This is a genomic window from Streptomyces sp. B6B3 (genome assembly GCF_039871525.1).
Classification (GTDB): Bacteria; Actinomycetota; Actinomycetes; order Streptomycetales; family Streptomycetaceae; genus Streptomyces.
Genome location: NZ_JBDPLU010000008.1, coordinates 195,520 through 210,870, shown reverse-complemented (window position 1 = coordinate 210,870; position 15,351 = coordinate 195,520). Strand labels below are relative to the sequence as shown.

Annotated in this window: 16 protein-coding genes, 1 tRNA gene and 1 other RNA gene; 11 read left to right on the top strand and 7 right to left on the bottom strand. The window is 72.7% G+C overall.

What is annotated here, in order from left to right; genetic code table 11:
* Positions 1 to 46 precede the first annotated feature (46 nt).
* Positions 47 to 646 (top strand): hypothetical protein, encoded by a 600-nt coding sequence (locus ABGB06_RS18875; RefSeq protein ID WP_347590816.1) that lies wholly within the window; start codon positions 47 to 49, stop codon positions 644 to 646.
* Positions 647 to 668: 22 nt separating this feature from the next.
* On the opposite strand, the gene ABGB06_RS18870 is transcribed toward ABGB06_RS18875, so the two are convergent.
* The 3 genes from ABGB06_RS18870 to ABGB06_RS18860 form a co-directional block, all read right to left on the bottom strand.
* The gene (locus ABGB06_RS18870) at positions 669 to 1,061 is read right to left on the bottom strand and encodes a type II toxin-antitoxin system VapC family toxin (RefSeq protein ID WP_347590815.1); all 393 of its coding nucleotides are present in this window, start codon (positions 1,059 to 1,061) and stop codon (positions 669 to 671) included.
* Positions 1,061 to 1,294 (bottom strand): hypothetical protein, encoded by a 234-nt coding sequence (locus tag ABGB06_RS18865; protein ID WP_347590813.1) that lies wholly within the window; start codon positions 1,292 to 1,294, stop codon positions 1,061 to 1,063. Before ABGB06_RS18865 ends, ABGB06_RS18870 begins: the two co-directional genes overlap by 1 nt.
* A 372-nt stretch (positions 1,295 to 1,666) precedes the next feature.
* Positions 1,667 to 1,751 (bottom strand) — tRNA-Ser (locus ABGB06_RS18860).
* Positions 1,752 to 1,844: 93 nt separating this feature from the next.
* Here ABGB06_RS18860 and ffs point away from each other — a divergent pair.
* From ffs to ABGB06_RS18835, 5 genes are all read left to right on the top strand, one after another.
* An RNA gene (ffs, locus tag ABGB06_RS18855) (signal recognition particle sRNA small type) lies at positions 1,845 to 1,941 on the top strand.
* A gap of 29 nt (positions 1,942 to 1,970) precedes the next feature.
* Positions 1,971 to 4,388, top strand: coding sequence for a DNA polymerase III subunit gamma and tau (locus ABGB06_RS18850; protein WP_347590811.1), 2,418 nt, complete (start codon positions 1,971 to 1,973; stop codon positions 4,386 to 4,388).
* Positions 4,389 to 4,463: 75 nt separating this feature from the next.
* Complete coding sequence (locus ABGB06_RS18845; protein WP_347590810.1) at positions 4,464 to 4,802, top strand: YbaB/EbfC family nucleoid-associated protein; 339 nt, start codon at positions 4,464 to 4,466, stop codon at positions 4,800 to 4,802.
* Positions 4,803 to 4,907: 105 nt separating this feature from the next.
* On the top strand, positions 4,908 to 5,507 hold the full coding sequence (gene recR / locus ABGB06_RS18840) for a recombination mediator RecR (RefSeq protein WP_347590808.1): 600 nt from the start codon (positions 4,908 to 4,910) through the stop codon (positions 5,505 to 5,507).
* Positions 5,508 to 5,603: 96 nt separating this feature from the next.
* On the top strand, positions 5,604 to 6,320 hold the full coding sequence (locus ABGB06_RS18835; RefSeq protein WP_347590806.1) for a DUF5063 domain-containing protein: 717 nt from the start codon (positions 5,604 to 5,606) through the stop codon (positions 6,318 to 6,320).
* Positions 6,321 to 6,529: 209 nt separating this feature from the next.
* Here the strand turns inward: ABGB06_RS18835 and ABGB06_RS18830 are convergent, their stop codons facing one another.
* A complete protein-coding gene (locus ABGB06_RS18830; protein WP_347590804.1) occupies positions 6,530 to 6,940 on the bottom strand; it encodes a DUF1992 domain-containing protein in 411 nt (136 codons plus the stop codon).
* Between the two features lie 280 nt (positions 6,941 to 7,220).
* Between ABGB06_RS18830 and ABGB06_RS18825 the strand changes: the two genes are divergently transcribed.
* The 4 genes from ABGB06_RS18825 (at position 7,221) to ABGB06_RS18810 (ending at position 11,833) form a co-directional block, all read left to right on the top strand.
* Positions 7,221 to 8,492, top strand: coding sequence for an aspartate kinase (locus ABGB06_RS18825; protein WP_347590802.1), 1,272 nt, complete (start codon positions 7,221 to 7,223; stop codon positions 8,490 to 8,492).
* A gap of 407 nt (positions 8,493 to 8,899) precedes the next feature.
* Positions 8,900 to 9,499 (top strand): SigE family RNA polymerase sigma factor, encoded by a 600-nt coding sequence (locus tag ABGB06_RS18820; RefSeq protein ID WP_347590800.1) that lies wholly within the window; start codon positions 8,900 to 8,902, stop codon positions 9,497 to 9,499.
* On the top strand, positions 9,496 to 10,749 hold the full coding sequence (locus tag ABGB06_RS18815; RefSeq protein ID WP_347590798.1) for a hypothetical protein: 1,254 nt from the start codon (positions 9,496 to 9,498) through the stop codon (positions 10,747 to 10,749). The genes ABGB06_RS18820 and ABGB06_RS18815 overlap by 4 nt, the downstream gene beginning before the upstream one ends.
* A 58-nt stretch (positions 10,750 to 10,807) precedes the next feature.
* Complete coding sequence (locus ABGB06_RS18810) at positions 10,808 to 11,833, top strand: SURF1 family cytochrome oxidase biogenesis protein (RefSeq protein ID WP_347590796.1); 1,026 nt, start codon at positions 10,808 to 10,810, stop codon at positions 11,831 to 11,833.
* Here ABGB06_RS18810 and ABGB06_RS18805 read toward each other — a convergent pair.
* From ABGB06_RS18805 to ABGB06_RS18795, 3 genes are read right to left on the bottom strand one after another with little or no spacing between them, the layout of a single operon-like run.
* Positions 11,769 to 13,625, bottom strand: coding sequence for a prolyl oligopeptidase family serine peptidase (locus ABGB06_RS18805; protein ID WP_347590794.1), 1,857 nt, complete (start codon positions 13,623 to 13,625; stop codon positions 11,769 to 11,771). The two genes, ABGB06_RS18810 and ABGB06_RS18805, sit on opposite strands and share 65 nt — an antisense overlap.
* Positions 13,618 to 14,106, bottom strand: coding sequence for a RidA family protein (locus tag ABGB06_RS18800; protein WP_347590792.1), 489 nt, complete (start codon positions 14,104 to 14,106; stop codon positions 13,618 to 13,620). Before ABGB06_RS18800 ends, ABGB06_RS18805 begins: the two co-directional genes overlap by 8 nt.
* Positions 14,103 to 14,264, bottom strand: coding sequence for a DUF4177 domain-containing protein (locus tag ABGB06_RS18795; RefSeq protein ID WP_347590790.1), 162 nt, complete (start codon positions 14,262 to 14,264; stop codon positions 14,103 to 14,105). The genes ABGB06_RS18800 and ABGB06_RS18795 overlap by 4 nt, the downstream gene beginning before the upstream one ends.
* A gap of 91 nt (positions 14,265 to 14,355) precedes the next feature.
* On the opposite strand from ABGB06_RS18795, the gene ABGB06_RS18790 reads away from it, so the two are divergent.
* Positions 14,356 to 15,321, top strand: coding sequence for an ArsA-related P-loop ATPase (locus tag ABGB06_RS18790; RefSeq protein WP_347590789.1), 966 nt, complete (start codon positions 14,356 to 14,358; stop codon positions 15,319 to 15,321).
* Positions 15,322 to 15,351 lie beyond the last annotated feature (30 nt).

Here is a 15,351-nt window from a genome sequence, read left to right as displayed (position 1 = left end):
GCGGGTGTGACATCCGGCCGGGGGCGGGTCACGACAGACTGGGCGTATGAGTGCTGTCGTTGCGGCCATGGTCACGGCGATCGTTGGAGTCGTGGGCACGCTTCTCTCACCGTTGGTAACGCACCTGGTGTCCCGGCGGCAGCGCTTGATCGACGCCGAGATAGAGGACAGAAGGCGGCACATCGAGGAGCGTCGCGCCCTGTACGTCGCGATGAACCGGGCGTCGCGCCATTTCCACACCCTGTTGAAGGACGCGCTCCATCGACTGCGCGACGGGGTCTACACGGACCAGGAGCGTGCCGAGGTCGAACAGGCTCGGCTCGACTACCGGGATCGCTATGCCGAGGCGCAACTCGTCGTCCCCCAAGCGGTACTGGCAGCCTCGCGCGACCTCAACACCGTCCTCGCCGGCATCGACGCCATGACCAAGCGCATCGACCGGGGCGTGCCCCGCGACGGCGAGAGCGCGGAACAGGCGCTCCTCCTGCTCAAGGAGGCGGAACCAAGGCTCACCACCCTGCTCCAGATCATGCGCCACGAACACGGCATACCCCCGACTGACGAAACAGCGCCGGCCCCCGGCCGTGGATGCCGGCGAGGGCCTGACGGCCCGACCGTCGTCGCGCCGCCGGCCGGAAGGTGGTGAGCGGCGATCTGCGGAAGGGCCGTCAGGACGGGATGTCGACGGGCAGCCCCGCGGCGCGTGCGGCGTCGGCCAGTCGCTTGTCGTAGGTGATGAACGAGGTGAGCCGTGGACGGATCCACAGGGCGGTGCCCAGGTGGATGGCGTCGAGGCTCCGCACCGTCGCCGGCCTCACGGTCTGAGCCAGGATGCGGATGCCCGGGGCCATGTCCACCATCTCGATCAGGTCCAGAATGGAAGAGAGCCGCGTAACGGCCTGTGGGACGTGACGCGCCAGAGCCCGGAACGACTCGATCTCCACCAGGACCGAACTGGTCCAGCCCGTCTCAGCGCGTTCGTCCAGCCAGTCGCGCAGTGCCTCCGTCTCTGCTTCGGCATGGACGAGTTTGACGACCGCGGCCGAGTCGAGATAGATCATCAGCGCTCTTCGCCGCGCTCCCGTGAGATCTCCACGGCGACATCGATGCCGTCCGGTTCGCCCAGTGGCACCTGCAGAGCCGCACGTCGCATCGCGGCGGCGCGCTCCCTGCGCATGGCGGTTTCCAGTACGGCCTGGCGAATAGCGGCCGAGCGCGAGCTGCCATCGTGGGTGAGAACGTCCAGAGCGTGCTCGGTCTCGGCATCGCTGCGGATCGTGATGGTGTCAGCCATGGTGCCACCGTAAGACAAGACGTCTTACGCGGCAAGAACGATGGAGGATGCCGCCAAGCGGCGTCGCTTGCCCTGGTCAGGCGGGCGGTCTCGGTGCCGCAGGAGAAGGCCCGCATGGAGAGGGAAACGGAAGCCGTCCGCCTGCGCGGCGAGGACGCACCTGCTGATCCCCAAGCCGTAATGGAACGCCGGTCGTTCGCCACCGCCCGGAAGGTGCGTGGCCCGAGGTCGAGCTCGTCGGTCCGGAGGTTGGCAAGGTGGCCAGCGTCCGGTACGGACATGGCTGCCAAGCGCGAGGGGACCGTTCGGAACGACGAAGGCCCCCGCCATGGATGGTGGCGAGGGCCTTCGTGCAGCCCGGTGAGAGCTGGGCGGAGGATACGAGATTCGAACTCGTGAGGGTGTGAACCCAACACGCTTTCCAAGCGTGCGCCCTAGGCCACTAGGCGAATCCTCCGCCGGACACGATACAAGACTCGGGAGGCTGGTCGCGAACGCCTTGGGGCGGGGGGACGGGTAGGGGGCCAGGGGGCGGATCGGGTAGGGTGGCGTCAGCCCCTCACGTGGCGTTATCTCGCTGAACTCCCCCAGGGCCGGAAGGCAGCAAGGGTAGGCGGGCTCTGTCGGGTGCGTGAGGGGCCCTTCGTTGTCGGTGGGGCCCGATATCGTCGGGGTTGTGTCCTCCCTCGCGCTGTACCGCCGCTACCGACCCGAGACCTTCGCCGAGGTCATCGGGCAGGAGCACGTGACCACGCCCCTCCAGCAGGCCCTGCGGAACAACCGGGTCAATCACGCGTACCTCTTCAGCGGCCCGCGCGGCTGCGGGAAGACGACGAGCGCGCGGATCCTGGCCCGCTGCCTGAACTGCGAGCAGGGCCCGACGCCCGAGCCGTGCGGGGAGTGCCAGTCCTGCCGCGACCTGGCGCGGAACGGGCCTGGTTCGATCGACGTGATCGAGATCGACGCCGCCTCGCACGGTGGCGTGGACGACGCCAGGGAGCTGCGCGAGAAGGCGTTCTTCGGGCCGGCCGCGAGCCGGTTCAAGATCTACATCATCGACGAGGCGCACATGGTCACCCCGGCCGGGTTCAACGCCCTGCTGAAGGTGGTCGAGGAGCCGCCGGAGCATCTGAAGTTCATCTTCGCGACGACGGAGCCGGAGAAGGTCATCGGGACGATCAGGTCCCGGACGCACCACTATCCCTTCCGGCTCGTCCCGCCGGGCACGCTGCGCGACTATCTGGGCGAGGTGTGTGACCGCGAGGCCATTCCGGTGGACGGCGCCGTGCTGCCGCTGGTGGTGCGGGCTGGGGCGGGCTCGGTGCGGGACTCGATGTCGGTGATGGACCAGCTGCTGGCGGGCGCGAGCACGGACGGCGTGACGTACGAGATGGCCACCGCGCTGCTCGGCTACACGGACGCGGCGCTGCTGGACACGGTCGTCGACGCGTTCGCGGCGGGCGACGGGGCGACCGCGTTCGAGGTGGTGGACCGGGTGATCGAGGGCGGCCACGACCCGCGCCGGTTCGTGGCCGACCTGCTGGAGCGGCTGCGCGACCTGCTGATCCTGGCGGCGGTGCCGGACGCGGGAGAGAAGGGCCTGATCGACGTGCCGGCCGACGTGCTGGAGCGGATGAGCGCCCAGGCCACGCGGCTCGGCCCGGCCGAGCTGAGCCGGGCGGCCGACCTGGTGAACACGGGACTGACGGAGATGCGGGGCGCGACCTCGCCGCGGTTGCAGCTGGAGCTGATCTGCGCCCGGGTGCTGCTGCCGGCGGCGTACGGCGACGAGCAGGCGCTGCTGAGCCGGATCGACCGGCTGGAGCGCGGAGCCGCCCTGACGGGCGGCGGCGGCCTGGGGGGAGGCCCCACAGGCGGCCCCACAGGCGGTGGCGGGCCGCCGGCGCCCAGCCCGAGTCCCGCCCCCGCACCCGCCCCTGCTCCCGCTCCCGTTCAGGAGCGGGCGGAGGCGCTGATGGAGGAGGGGCGGCGGAGCAACGGTCCGGCGGGCGGTGACGGGGGCGGTCCCGCCGGCGGCGCGGAGCGCGCCAGACCGGCGGAGCGCCCGGCGGACGGTGCGGCGGCGGCGAGCGCGCCCGGGGCGTGGCCGGGCGGCAGCCAGCCCGCGGCGGGCGGAGCGCCGGAGGGCGCGGCCGGCGGCCGGCCGGGCGCCTGGCCGGGTGGATCAGGGCCGGCGGAGGCCGCGGGTTCCGGACCGGCGCAGGGCGGCCGGGCGCCCGGCGCGTGGCCCGGGGCCGGGCAGCCGGCGGGTGGTGGAGCCGCGGAGCGGCCGGCCGCCGCACCGCAGCCAGCACAGCCACAGCCACAGCCACAGCCAGCACAGAACGCGCCGCAGGCCGCCGCGCCGGGCCCCGCCGCCGGGGGCGGCGACACCGGCCGGGTGCGGCAGATGTGGCCGCAGATCCTGGAGGCGGTCAAGGGCCGCCGCCGCTACAGCTGGATCCTGCTGAGCCAGAACGCGCAGGTCGTCGGCTTCGACGGCAGCACGCTCCGCCTCGGCTTCGCCTCCACCGGCGCCCGGGACAACTTCGTGAACAGCGGCAGCGAGGACGTGCTGCGGCAGGCGCTGAACGAGGCGATGGGCGTGCAGTGGCGGATCGAGGCGATCGTCGACCCGACCGGCGGCGGCCCGCCGCCCGGCGGGCCCGGCGGCCCCACGGGCCCGGGTGGCGGGGGCGGACCCCAGCCGCCCGCTCCCCCGCCGCATGTACCGCCGCCCGGTCCGGGCGCGGCGCCCCCGCCCCAGGCCACGGCGCAGCATCAGCCATCCCACCACCAGCCGCCGCAGAACGCGCCAGCGCAGCAGCAGCCGTCCGTGCCGCGCCCGACGCCCGAGCAGCCGCCGCCGGCCGCGCCGGGGCCCGGGCCCTCCCGGCCTCCGGCCGCCCCCGTCGACCGGGGGGAGCCCGACGAGATCGACGATCTTGCCGGGATGGAGGACATCGACCCGGAGGACCCGCCGGCCCCGTCCTGGGGCGACGGCGGAGGCGCGGGCGCGGGCGGGCCGAGCGGCGCCGAGCTGATCGTGCGGGAGTTGCAGGCGACGGTCATCGAGGAGTTTCGCCACGAATGAGACCGTGGGGGCACGAGCCCGTAGGCTCGTGCCGTACGGATTCTTCGTTCTCTTCGACGGACCTGGAGTGAGGCCGTGTTCCCTGGTGGTGGGGTCGACATGCAGCAGTTGCTGCAGCAGGCTCAGAAAATGCAGCAGGATCTCGCCGAGGCCCAGCAGGAGCTGGCCGAGACGTCCGTCGAGGGTTCGGCGGGCGGCGGCCTGGTCAAGGCCACGGTGACCGGCTCCGGGGAGCTGACGGCCCTGGAGATCGACCCGAAGGCCGTGGACCCGGAGGACACGGAGACGCTCGCGGACCTGGTGATCGCCGCGGTGCGGGACGCGAACAACGCGGCCCAGGCGCTGGCCCAGGAGAAGCTGGGACCGCTCGCCCAGGGCCTCGGCGGCGGGGGCATCCCGGGCCTGCCGCTCTAGCCGACCCCGGCCTCGGCCCTGGCCCCAGCCCGGGCCCCGGCGCCCGGAGCGCCCCAGCACCCCGCAGCGACACCCCCGCAGGAACCGGAGACGTGGAGGCTCCCCGTGTACGAAGGCGTGGTCCAGGACCTCATCGACGAGTTGGGCAGGCTGCCCGGCGTCGGTCCCAAGAGCGCCCAGCGGATCGCCTTCCACATCCTCCAGGCCGAGGCGACCGACGTCCGCCGGCTCGCCCACGCGCTGACCGAGGTCAAGGAGAAGGTGCGGTTCTGCTCGCTGTGTGGCAACGTCGCGCAGGAGGAGAAGTGCCGGGTCTGCCTGGACCCGCGCCGCGACCCGGCCCTGCTGTGCGTGGTCGAGGAGCCGAAGGACGTGGTGGCGATCGAGCGCACCCGCGAGTTCCGGGGCCGCTACCACGTGCTGGGCGGGGCGATCAGCCCGATCGACGGCGTCGGCCCGGACGACCTGCGGATACGAGAGCTGCTGGCGCGCCTCGCCGACGGCAGCGTCACGGAGCTGATCCTCGCCACCGACCCGAATCTGGAGGGCGAGGCGACGGCCACCTACCTGGCGCGCATGGTCGGTTCCTTCGGGCTTAAGGTCACCCGGCTAGCCAGCGGACTGCCGGTCGGGGGAGACTTGGAGTACGCCGACGAGGTCACCTTGGGGCGTGCCTTCGAGGGAAGACGACTGCTTGATGTGTAATGCAGGGCGGATGCACACCCGCCGCGTCCGGGCGATGACCTGGGCCGGCGCAGACGAGGGGTCCGCTGGGGGACCCGCTGGGGAGGCGACAGCGTGATGTCCGACAACGGCGCGACCACCGACACTGACGCCGCCACGGAGGGCGCCCGGCAGGCGCCGGTGGCGTCCGACCTGAGCGCGGACGGTCCCGACAGCTTCGCCGTGCAGATCGCCGACCAGATCGACGCGTTCACGGTGGCGGTCGCGGAGGTCGCCACGGGCGACGACCCGGACAGCGCGGTCCCCTACCTGCTCCTTCAGGTCTCCCAGGTGCTGCTGGCGGGCGGGCGGCTCGGCGCGCACGAGGACATCGTTCCCGAGGAGCGGTACGAGCCGGACACCGGCCCGGAGCCGGACATGGACGAGATGCGCGAGCGGCTCGCGGGGCTGCTGGAGCCGGTGGACGTCTACTCGGAGGTCTTCGACCCGTACGTGCCGCGCAGCACGCCGGTGGCGTCCCGTATCTCCGACGACCTCGCGGACATCATCACCGACCTGCGGCACGGCATGGCCCACTACCGCGAGGGGCGGGTCACCGAGGCGCTGTGGTGGTGGCAGTTCTCGTACCTGACGAACTGGGGCCCGACGGCGAGCGCGACGCTCCGGGCGTTGCAGTCGCTGGTGGCGCACGTCCGGCTGGACACGCCGCTGGCCGAGCTGGACGGTCTTGACACGGACAGCGCGGCCGAGAGCGACGATCTGGAACGCCAGGCGGGACGGGTCATGGAGGCCGAGATCGCCACCCCGCTGGGCCTGAAGTCCGGCGGCTCCTGAGCACACGGCGCGCACGCGACACGCCGCCTCGCCCGCACGGGCCTGTCCCGCATCCGTCGGTTCGCCTGAGGCGCGTGGGCACGCACGGCCGCGCGCCCTGCGGCGCCGCGCTGCCAGAAAGCGGCACCGCCCGGCGCCGCGCCGAACGCGCCGCCCGCTCCACCCCCACCCTGCCGAGCCCACCCTGCCGAGCCCCGGCCCGCGGAACCCTAGCCCGCGGAGCGTCCCCGCGCTTCGCGCCATTCGGCGACGACACGCGCCACGTCGAACGGCGTGAGGTTCAGCGGCGGGCCCCCCGGCGGTCGCCGGATCGCCTCGCGGATCCGTTCGTTGACCTCCTCCAGGATCTCCCGCACGCGGCGCTCGGACGGCGCCTCCCGGGCCGCCGCCAGGGCGTCCTCGGCATCCTTGCGGAGCTGGAGGGTCGGCGGCAGCGCGGAGACGTTCTCGCGCTCCAGCTTCGACCTGAGCCACCAGTTCTCGTCGTAGGGCATGGTGTCGTCGGCCAGCGGCTTGCCGGTCCCGGACAGGTTGTCGAACGCGCCGCGCTCGGCCGCCTCCCGGATCTGCCGGTCCACCCACGACTCGAAGTTCACTCCGGGTGGCTTGCGTTCGGTCATCGTGCGGCCTCCTCGCCCGGATCGCCCGGCCCGTACCATCCCCACTCGCCATCGTAGATGCCCTCCGTCCGTCCCTCCGGAGCCGGCCGGGCCCGACCGTGGAACCGGTGGGCCTGCTGTGAGCCTGGTTACGTTTGCCGCCCGTTCCGTGTGCTCGGGGACTGACCGGGCAGGGTTCGACGCTGGGAAGGGGCGGAGGCGACGGTTCCGCTCGGTAGACTTTGTCCGGTCGTGGTCGCAATGTGACCACGGAGAGTGAGAGAGACGGGAGCGAGCAGACGTGGGCCTGGTCGTGCAGAAGTACGGCGGCTCCTCCGTCGCCGACGCCGAGGGCATCAAGCGGGTCGCCAAGCGGATCGTGGAGGCGAAGAAGAACGGGCACCAGGTGGTGGTCGTCGTCTCGGCGATGGGTGACACCACCGACGAGCTGATCGACCTCGCCGCCGAGGTGTCACCGGTAGCGGCCGGTCGCGAGATGGACATGCTGCTGACCGCCGGCGAGCGGATCTCCATGGCGCTGCTGGCGATGGCGATCAAGGCCCTGGGGCACGCCGCCCAGTCGTTCACCGGCAGCCAGGCGGGCGTGATCACCGACTCGGTGCACAACCGGGCCCGGATCATCGACGTCACGCCCGGCCGCATCCAGTCCTCGGTGGACAAGGGGAACATCGCGATCGTCGCCGGCTTCCAGGGCGTCTCGCAGAGCAGCAAGGACATCACCACGCTGGGGCGTGGCGGTTCGGACACCACGGCCGTGGCGCTGGCCGCGGCGCTGGACGCCGAGGTCTGCGAGATCTACACCGACGTCGACGGCGTCTTCACCGCCGACCCGCGGGTGGTGCGGAAGGCCAGGAAGATCGACTGGATCGCCTTCGAGGACATGCTGGAGCTGGCGAGCTCCGGTTCCAAGGTGCTGCTGCACCGCTGCGTGGAGTACGCGCGCCGCTACAACATCCCGATTCACGTCCGGTCGTCCTTCTCCGGCCTGAAGGGGACCTGGGTCAGCAACGAACCGCAAGGGAGCCAGCCGGTGGAGCAGGCAATCATCTCCGGGGTCGCGCACGACACGTCCGAGGCCAAGGTCACGGTCGTCGGCGTGCCCGACAAGCCGGGTGAGGCCGCCAAGATCTTCCGTGCCATCGCGGACGCCGAGATCAACATCGACATGGTGGTGCAGAACGTGTCGGCCGCCGCGACCGGCCTGACCGACATCTCGTTCACGATGCCAAAGGACGAGGGCCGCCGGGTGATCGGCGCGCTGGAGCGGCAGCGGTCCGACATCGGCTTCGAGGCGCTGCGCTTCGACGACCAGATCGCCAAGATCTCGCTGGTCGGCGCGGGGATGAAGACGAACCCCGGGGTGGCGGCGACGTTCTTCGAGGCGCTCGCGGGCGCCGGCGTGAACGTCGAGCTGATCTCGACCTCTGAAATCCGCATCTCGGTGGTGACCCGGCAGGACGACGTCAACGAGGCGGTGCGCGCGGTGCACACCGCGTTCGGTCTGGACAGCGAAAACGACGAGGCCGTCGTCTACGGAGGCACCGGCCGCTGACCCCGCTCAGCCCTCCTCGGCAAATGTGAAGGTTTCGTGACCTGTTCGTACGACGGTACAGCTTGCCCTGAGTGGATTCTGCGGGGGACGATTTCAACTCCCCACGACCGCATGGATTCTGGAGAGCAACCAGGACTCGGCGGAACCAACTGCGGCGCGCGGGGCGTCCTCACAACTCCTCCGGAGGCGTGAGGGCGCAACCATGACCGGGACCATCGGGGTGAGGCGGTAGGCATGAGGTCGTATGGCTCCCCAACCGGCAATCTACCCGCGCCATACAACCTTTCCGGGGGAAAGCGTGTCCAACTGGCGTGGCAGAAGTCCTCGATCTCGCGGCAGCGCCCACGCGGCGACGCCTCCCGCGCCCCGGCTCGTCCTCACATCGGGACGAACCGCGTGGCGGGGGCATGCCGGTGATCGCCCCCGTGCCGGCCTCCCAACCAACCCGTGTCCGCCCGCTGGGCGACGATGCGGACGGCGGAGCGACGGTCGAGGGCATCGCCGAGGGGGTTGAAGGCACCACGGTGGATTTCCTCACCGAGACCTACCGGGCCCACTACCGCTCGTTGTTGGGCCTGGCCGCTCTGCTGCTCGACGACACAGCCTCCTGCGAGGACGTGGTGCAGGAGGCGTTCATCCGTGTGCACGCCGCACGTAGCCGCGTGCGCGAACCGGAGAAGACGCTCGCGTACCTCCGGCAGACCGTCGTGAACCTGTCCCGCTCCACCCTGCGTCGCCGCATACTCGGGCTGAAGCTGCTCTCCCGCCCCATGCCGGACGCGGCCAGCGCCGAGGAAGGCGCCTACGAGCAGTTGGAGCGGGCCGACCTGATCAAGGCGATGCGAGGGCTGCAACGCCGCCAGCGCGAGGTGCTCGTGCTGCGCTATTTCGCCGACATGAGCGAGGCCGAGGTCGCCAGCACCCTCGGTATCTCGGCCGGCTCGGTCAAGGCGTACGGCTCACGCGGCATCGCGGCGCTCCGCGTCGCCATGGAGGCCGCCCAATGAACGACCGCGATCCCGGCTTCCGGCGCGAGCCGGAGGGACCGGAGGACGGTTACCCGTACCCCCCCGATCCCCTGGACCCCGACTTCCTGGCCCAGGCCGACTGGAACGAGCAGGACGACGGCGAGGAGATCCTGCGCCGCCTGCTGCGCGACACCGTCCGGCCGATAGAGCCGTCCCCCGACTCCCTGGAGCACCTCAGGGTCGCCGTCCCCGCGCGCCGGCGCCGCCACCGGCAGCTGCTGCTCGGCGCCGCGGCCTCGGTGGTGCTGCTGGGCGTGGGGATGCCGCTGATGGTCACCTCGGCCGCCCGGTTGAGCGGCGGCGAGGGCGAGGCCGTCGGCGCGGACGAGCACGGCTACCTCGGCGAGAACGGCACCGTGGTGGAGGGCAACTCCCCCGACGAGCCGGACATGTACGACACGGGCGGCGGCGAGACGCCGTACCCCGAGCAGAGCGCCGACGGTGGCACCGGCGACGAGTCGAGCACCCCGGGCGGCGGCGACCAGTCCGGCGACGGGGACGTGATGGACAGCTGGGAGTCGCTCGGCGCCACCTCGCCCACCTGTACCCGCTCGCAGCTGGGTGACGCCGAGACGGTGACGCACGAACCGGACGCCGAGGGGCGGATCTACGGCGCGATCCGGATGGCGAACATCTCCGACGAGGCGTGCCGGATCGACGGCACCGGCGAGCTGGTGGCGCTTCCGCTCGGCGAGACGGACAGCGCCGACGTGCAGATCATCGACCGCACCGAGGGCGACCGCGCGGAGGGCCTGCCGACCCCCGACGAGTCGTACCAGGAGCTGATCCTGGCGCCCGGCACGGGCTACGAGGTGCAGTTCGCGTACGTCCCCGAGGCGGAGGCGGGGAGCGGGGGCTGTACCGTGTCCGACCCCTCGACCGACCCGACCGAGCCGGTGGTGGGCACCGACGAGCCGGCGGCCCTCTCGGACGCCGGGGACACCGGCGGCACCGCCGAGGGCTCGGAGGGCGACAACAGCGGCACCGGTGGCGACACGGGCGACAACGGCGAGAACGGCAACGGCGGCGACTCCGAGGGCGAGTCCGGCGACAACGGTGACAACGGCGACGGCGGCACCACCGACGGTGGGACCGGCGAGACCGACGACGGCGTGGTGCTGCGGTACACCCCGTCGGCGGGCGAGCCGGAGGCCGCGCAGGTGCCGCTGGCGGGCGTGTGCACCGGCACCGTGTACCGGACGGGCGTGCTGGAGGCGGAGACCTCCTGAGCCGAGTCCCCCTGAGCCGGCGCCGACGGTGTCGGCGCGGGCCAGTACCGTGGGGCGCGTGTACCGGTTCCTGCTGACGCCCCGCTGGTGGGCGATCAACCTCTTCGTGGTGCTGTCGATCCCGGTCTGCCTGGTCGCCGGCACCTGGCAGCTGGGCCGCTTCGAGGACCAGGTGGACAACCACCGGGAGGCACAGCGGACGGCCGAGGACACGGGACCGGCCCGGCCGCTGGCCGAGCTGCTGCCGGTGACCACCGAGACCGCCGGCGAACGGGCCACGGTGACCGGGACGTACGACGCCGAGCGGCAGCTGCTGGTGCCGAACCGGCTGCTCGACGGCCGGCCGGGGAGCTATCTGCTGACCATGCTCCGGCCGGCGGACGGCGGTCCCGCCGTGCCCGTGGTGCGCGGCTGGCTGCCCGGGGCGGCCGAGCCGAACCGGGCGCCGGAGCCGCCGGGCGGCGAGGTGACCGTGGTCGGCGCGCTCCAGGCCGCCGAATCACCCGCGAGTGTGAACGCGCCGACCGCGCTGCCCGCCGGGCAGCTGGGCGTGATCTCCGCCGCGTCGTTGATCAACGTGCTGCCGTACCCGGTGCTGGACGGCTGGCTGACGGTCAGCGACGCGACCGCGCCGCTGACCGCCGTGCCGCCCACGGCGCCGGCCGGGACCGGGCTCGACGCCGACGCGTTCCAGAACCTGGGGTACACGGCCGAATGGTTCGTCTTCGCCGCCTTCGCCGTCTTCATGTGGTACCGGCTGTTCCGGCGCGAGGTGGAGACCCGGCGGGACGCGGCGCTGGGCCTGCCGGTCGACGAGCCACCGACCACCCCACGGCCGGCACACCCGCAGCGAGCAGACGCCCCACCGGCAGACCCGCAGCGGGCCGCATCGCAGCCAGCAGGTTCCCGGCAGACCACCTCGCAGCAGGCAGACCCGCAGCGGGCCGCCTCCCCGCAGGCACTCTCGAAGCAGGCAGACGGGCCTTCGACCGCCTCGCCGGCGGCCGCCGCGGAGCCGGTCAGCCAGCCGGCGGAGCCGGCAGGTGCCGGAGCGCGAAGCGAATCTCCATCGCCACCTGCTTGATCCGCTCCTCCACCACCAGCGAGCCGTGCCCGGCGTCGTACCGGTACACCTCGTGCTCGGCGCCGCGCGCCCCCAGCCGCTCCACGTAGTTCTCGATCTGCCGGATGGGGCAGCGCGGGTCGTTCATGCCCGCCGAGATGTGCACCGGCGCCCGCACCTCGTCGACGTACGTGATGGGCGACGAGGCGCGCCAGCGCTCGGGCTGCTCCTCCGGGGTGCCGCCCAACAGCGTGCGGTCCAGCGCCTTCAGCGCCTCCATCTCGTCGTGGTACGCCGTGACGTAGTCCGCCACCGGCACCGCCGCCACGCCGACCGTCCAGGCGTCCGGCTGGGTGCCGAGCCCGAGCAGCGTCAGGTACCCGCCCCAGGAGCCGCCGGTGAGCACCAGTCGCTCGGGGTCAGCCACCTTGTTCGCCACGCACCAGTCGCGCACCGCGGCGATGTCCTCCAACTCGATCAGGCCGATGCGGTGCTTCAGGGCGTCCGTCCAGGCCCGGCCGTATCCGGTGGAGCCGCGGTAGTTGACCCGGACGACGGCGAAACCGTGGTCCACCCAGGCCGCCGGCCCGGCGGCGAAGGCATCGGTGTCGTGCGCGGTCGGTCCGCCGTGAATGTCGAAGACGGTCGGGAACGGGCCCTCGCCCGCCGGCTTCTGGAGCAGCGCGTGGATGGTGCCGCCCGGACCGTCCACCCACAGGTCGCTGATCGGCACCGAGGCGGGGGCACGGAGCCCGGGCGGTTGCAGCACGAGGTCGCCCGTGGTGGAGCGCACCTGCGGCGGTTCGGCGGCCGAGGACCACAGGAACTCCACCGTGCCGTCGGGCCGGGCGGTGGCGCCGGAGATCGTGCCGGCCGGGGTGTCCACCCGGTTCAGCCGGTCGTTGCCCCACTCTCCGGCGGGCGCGCCGCCCAGCTCGTAACGCCACAGCTCGCTGCGCGCCCGGTAGGCGTGGCTGATCAGCAGCGCGCCACCGTCGTGGTACCACTGCGCGTGCGTGTCGCCCGGCAGGCCGAGGTCCAGCTCGGTCACCGCGCCGGTCAGCGGGTCCCAGATCATCGGCTCCCAGCGGCCGCGCCGCTGGTGCCCGACCAGCAGCCGCGAGTCGCCGGCCACCGGCGCGAAGCCGAGCACGCTCAGGCCCAGCTCCCGGGTGCCGCCCTCGGTGTCGTCCAGCTCCGCCACCAGCGTGCCGTCAGGCCTGGTCACCCGCACCGCCGAGTGCATGGCGTCGCCGTGCTCGGTGTGCTCGATGGCCAGCAGCGTGCCGTCCCAGGACAGGTCGCCCACGCCGGCCGACTGCCGGTGCCGGTAGATCTCCACGGGCTCGCCGCCGGGCGGCGCCACATGGATCGTGGTGCCGTCCTCCTCGGTCGTCCGGCCGATCGCCACGGTCCCGTCCCGGCCCAGCGCCAGGCCGGCCGGATACGACGCCTCGACGCCGGGCACCGCCGGCTCGTCGGGACCGCCGTGGAACGGCTGCCGCAGCCACACGCCGAACTCGTCGCCGTCGGTGTCCGCGAACCACCAGATCCACTCGCCGTCCGGGGAGAGCCCGCCGTGCACCGTGCCGTTGGGGCGCTCGGTGGCCTGCCGCTGCTTCCCGCTCGACCGGTCCCAGGCGTACAGCTCGAAGGTGCCCGTCACGTTCGAGATGAACAGCGAACGGTCCGGCGCGTCCTCGGCCCACTGCGGCAACGAGACCCGGGGCGCCCGGAAACGCTTCTCCCAGTCGGGGACCGGCGACGCCTGGCCCTCGGGCGGCGGCGCGGACCCGGCCGACGGCTCAGTCATCGTCGGCTTCCCCACGGATCTCGACCTGCATCTCCACCTCGACCGGCGAGTCCAGCGGCAGCACCGCCACGCCGACCGCGCTGCGCGCGTGCCGGCCGCGCTCGCCCAGCACCTCGCCGAGCAGCTCGCTGGCCCCGTTGATCACCTGCGGCTGGGCGGTGAAATCGGGAGCCGAGGCGACGAAGCCGAGCACCTTCACCACCCGCTCGATCCGGTCCAGGTCGCCGATCACGGACTTCACGGCGGCCAGCGCGTTCAGCGCGCAGATCGCCGCGAGCTCCTTGGCCCGCTCGGGCGAGACCTCGGCCCCGACCTTGCCGACCGCCGGCAGCACGCCCTCCACCATCGGCACCTGCCCCGCGGTGTACACGTAACGGCCGGTGCGCAGGGCCGGCACGTACGCCCCTCCCGGGGTGACCACCTCGGGAAGCGTCAGGCCCAGTTCCGCCAGCCTCGCCTCCACGGCGCTCCGCCCACTCACGGCTGCTGCTTCTCACGCTTGAAGTACGCCACCAGCTGCTCCGGGTTCGGCCCGGGGATGACCTGGACCAACTCCCAGCCGTCCTCACCCCAGTTGTCCAGGATCTGCTTGGTGGTGTGCACGAGCAGCGGCACGGTCACGTATTCCCACTTCGTCATGGTCCCGACTCTAGTCGTAGGCTCGCCAGGGTGAGCCGGGAGAAGAGGGGTGAGCGGGGTGCCTGACAGGTCGGTCCCCCACAGGAGGGAGGTGCCCCCAGCGCGCCGGCTGCACGTGATCAGCGGCAAGGGCGGCACCGGCAAGACCACGGTGGCCGCGGCACTCGCACTGGCGCTCGCGGAGGAGGGGCGACGCACCCTCCTCGTCGAGGTGGAGGGGCGGCAGGGCATAGCCCAGGTGTTCGAGACCGAGGCGCTGCCGTACGAGGAGCGCCGCATCGCCATCGGCCCCGGTGGCGGCGAGGTGTACGCCCTGGCGATCGACGCGGAGCTGGCGCTCCTCGACTACCTGCAGATGTTCTACAAGCTCGGGGGCGCCGGACGGGCGCTGCGGCGGATCGGCGCGATCGACTTCGCCACCACTGTCGCGCCCGGGCTGCGCGACGTGCTGCTCACCGGCAAGGCCTGCGAGGCGGTGCGGCGGCGCGCGGCGGACGGCGCGTGGGCGTACGACGCGGTGGTGCTCGACGCCCCGCCGACCGGACGGATCGCCCGCTTCCTCGGCGTCAACGAGGAGGTGGCCGGGCTCGCCAGGGTGGGGCCGATCCATCACCAGGCGCAGGCGGTGATGCGGGTGCTGAAGTCGGCCGAGACGGCGGTGCATCTGGTCACGCTGCTGGAGGAGATGCCGGTGCAGGAGACCGCCGACGGCGTCGCCGAACTGCGCGGCGTGCGGTTGCCCGTCGGGAGCGTGGTGGTGAACATGGTGCGCCCGCCGGTGGGCGTCGAGTTCCCCGGGGAGGACAGCGGGGCCCCGGACCCCGACGCGCTGGCGCGGGCGTTCGGGCGGGCCGGGCTGCGGGCCCCGGCGCGGCTGGTGCCGCCGCTGCTGGCGGAGGGCCGGGAGTACGGGCAGCGGCGCGCGTTGGAGCGCGCCCAGCGGCGGGCGCTCGACGGGCTCGAGCTGCCGGTCAGGGAGCTGCCGCTGCTCGCCGAGGGCGTGGACCTGGCCGGCCTGTACCGGCTGGCCCGCCGGCTACGGGAGCTGGAGTGGTGAGGGCGCGCGGGGGTGCGCGGAGGGTGGTGA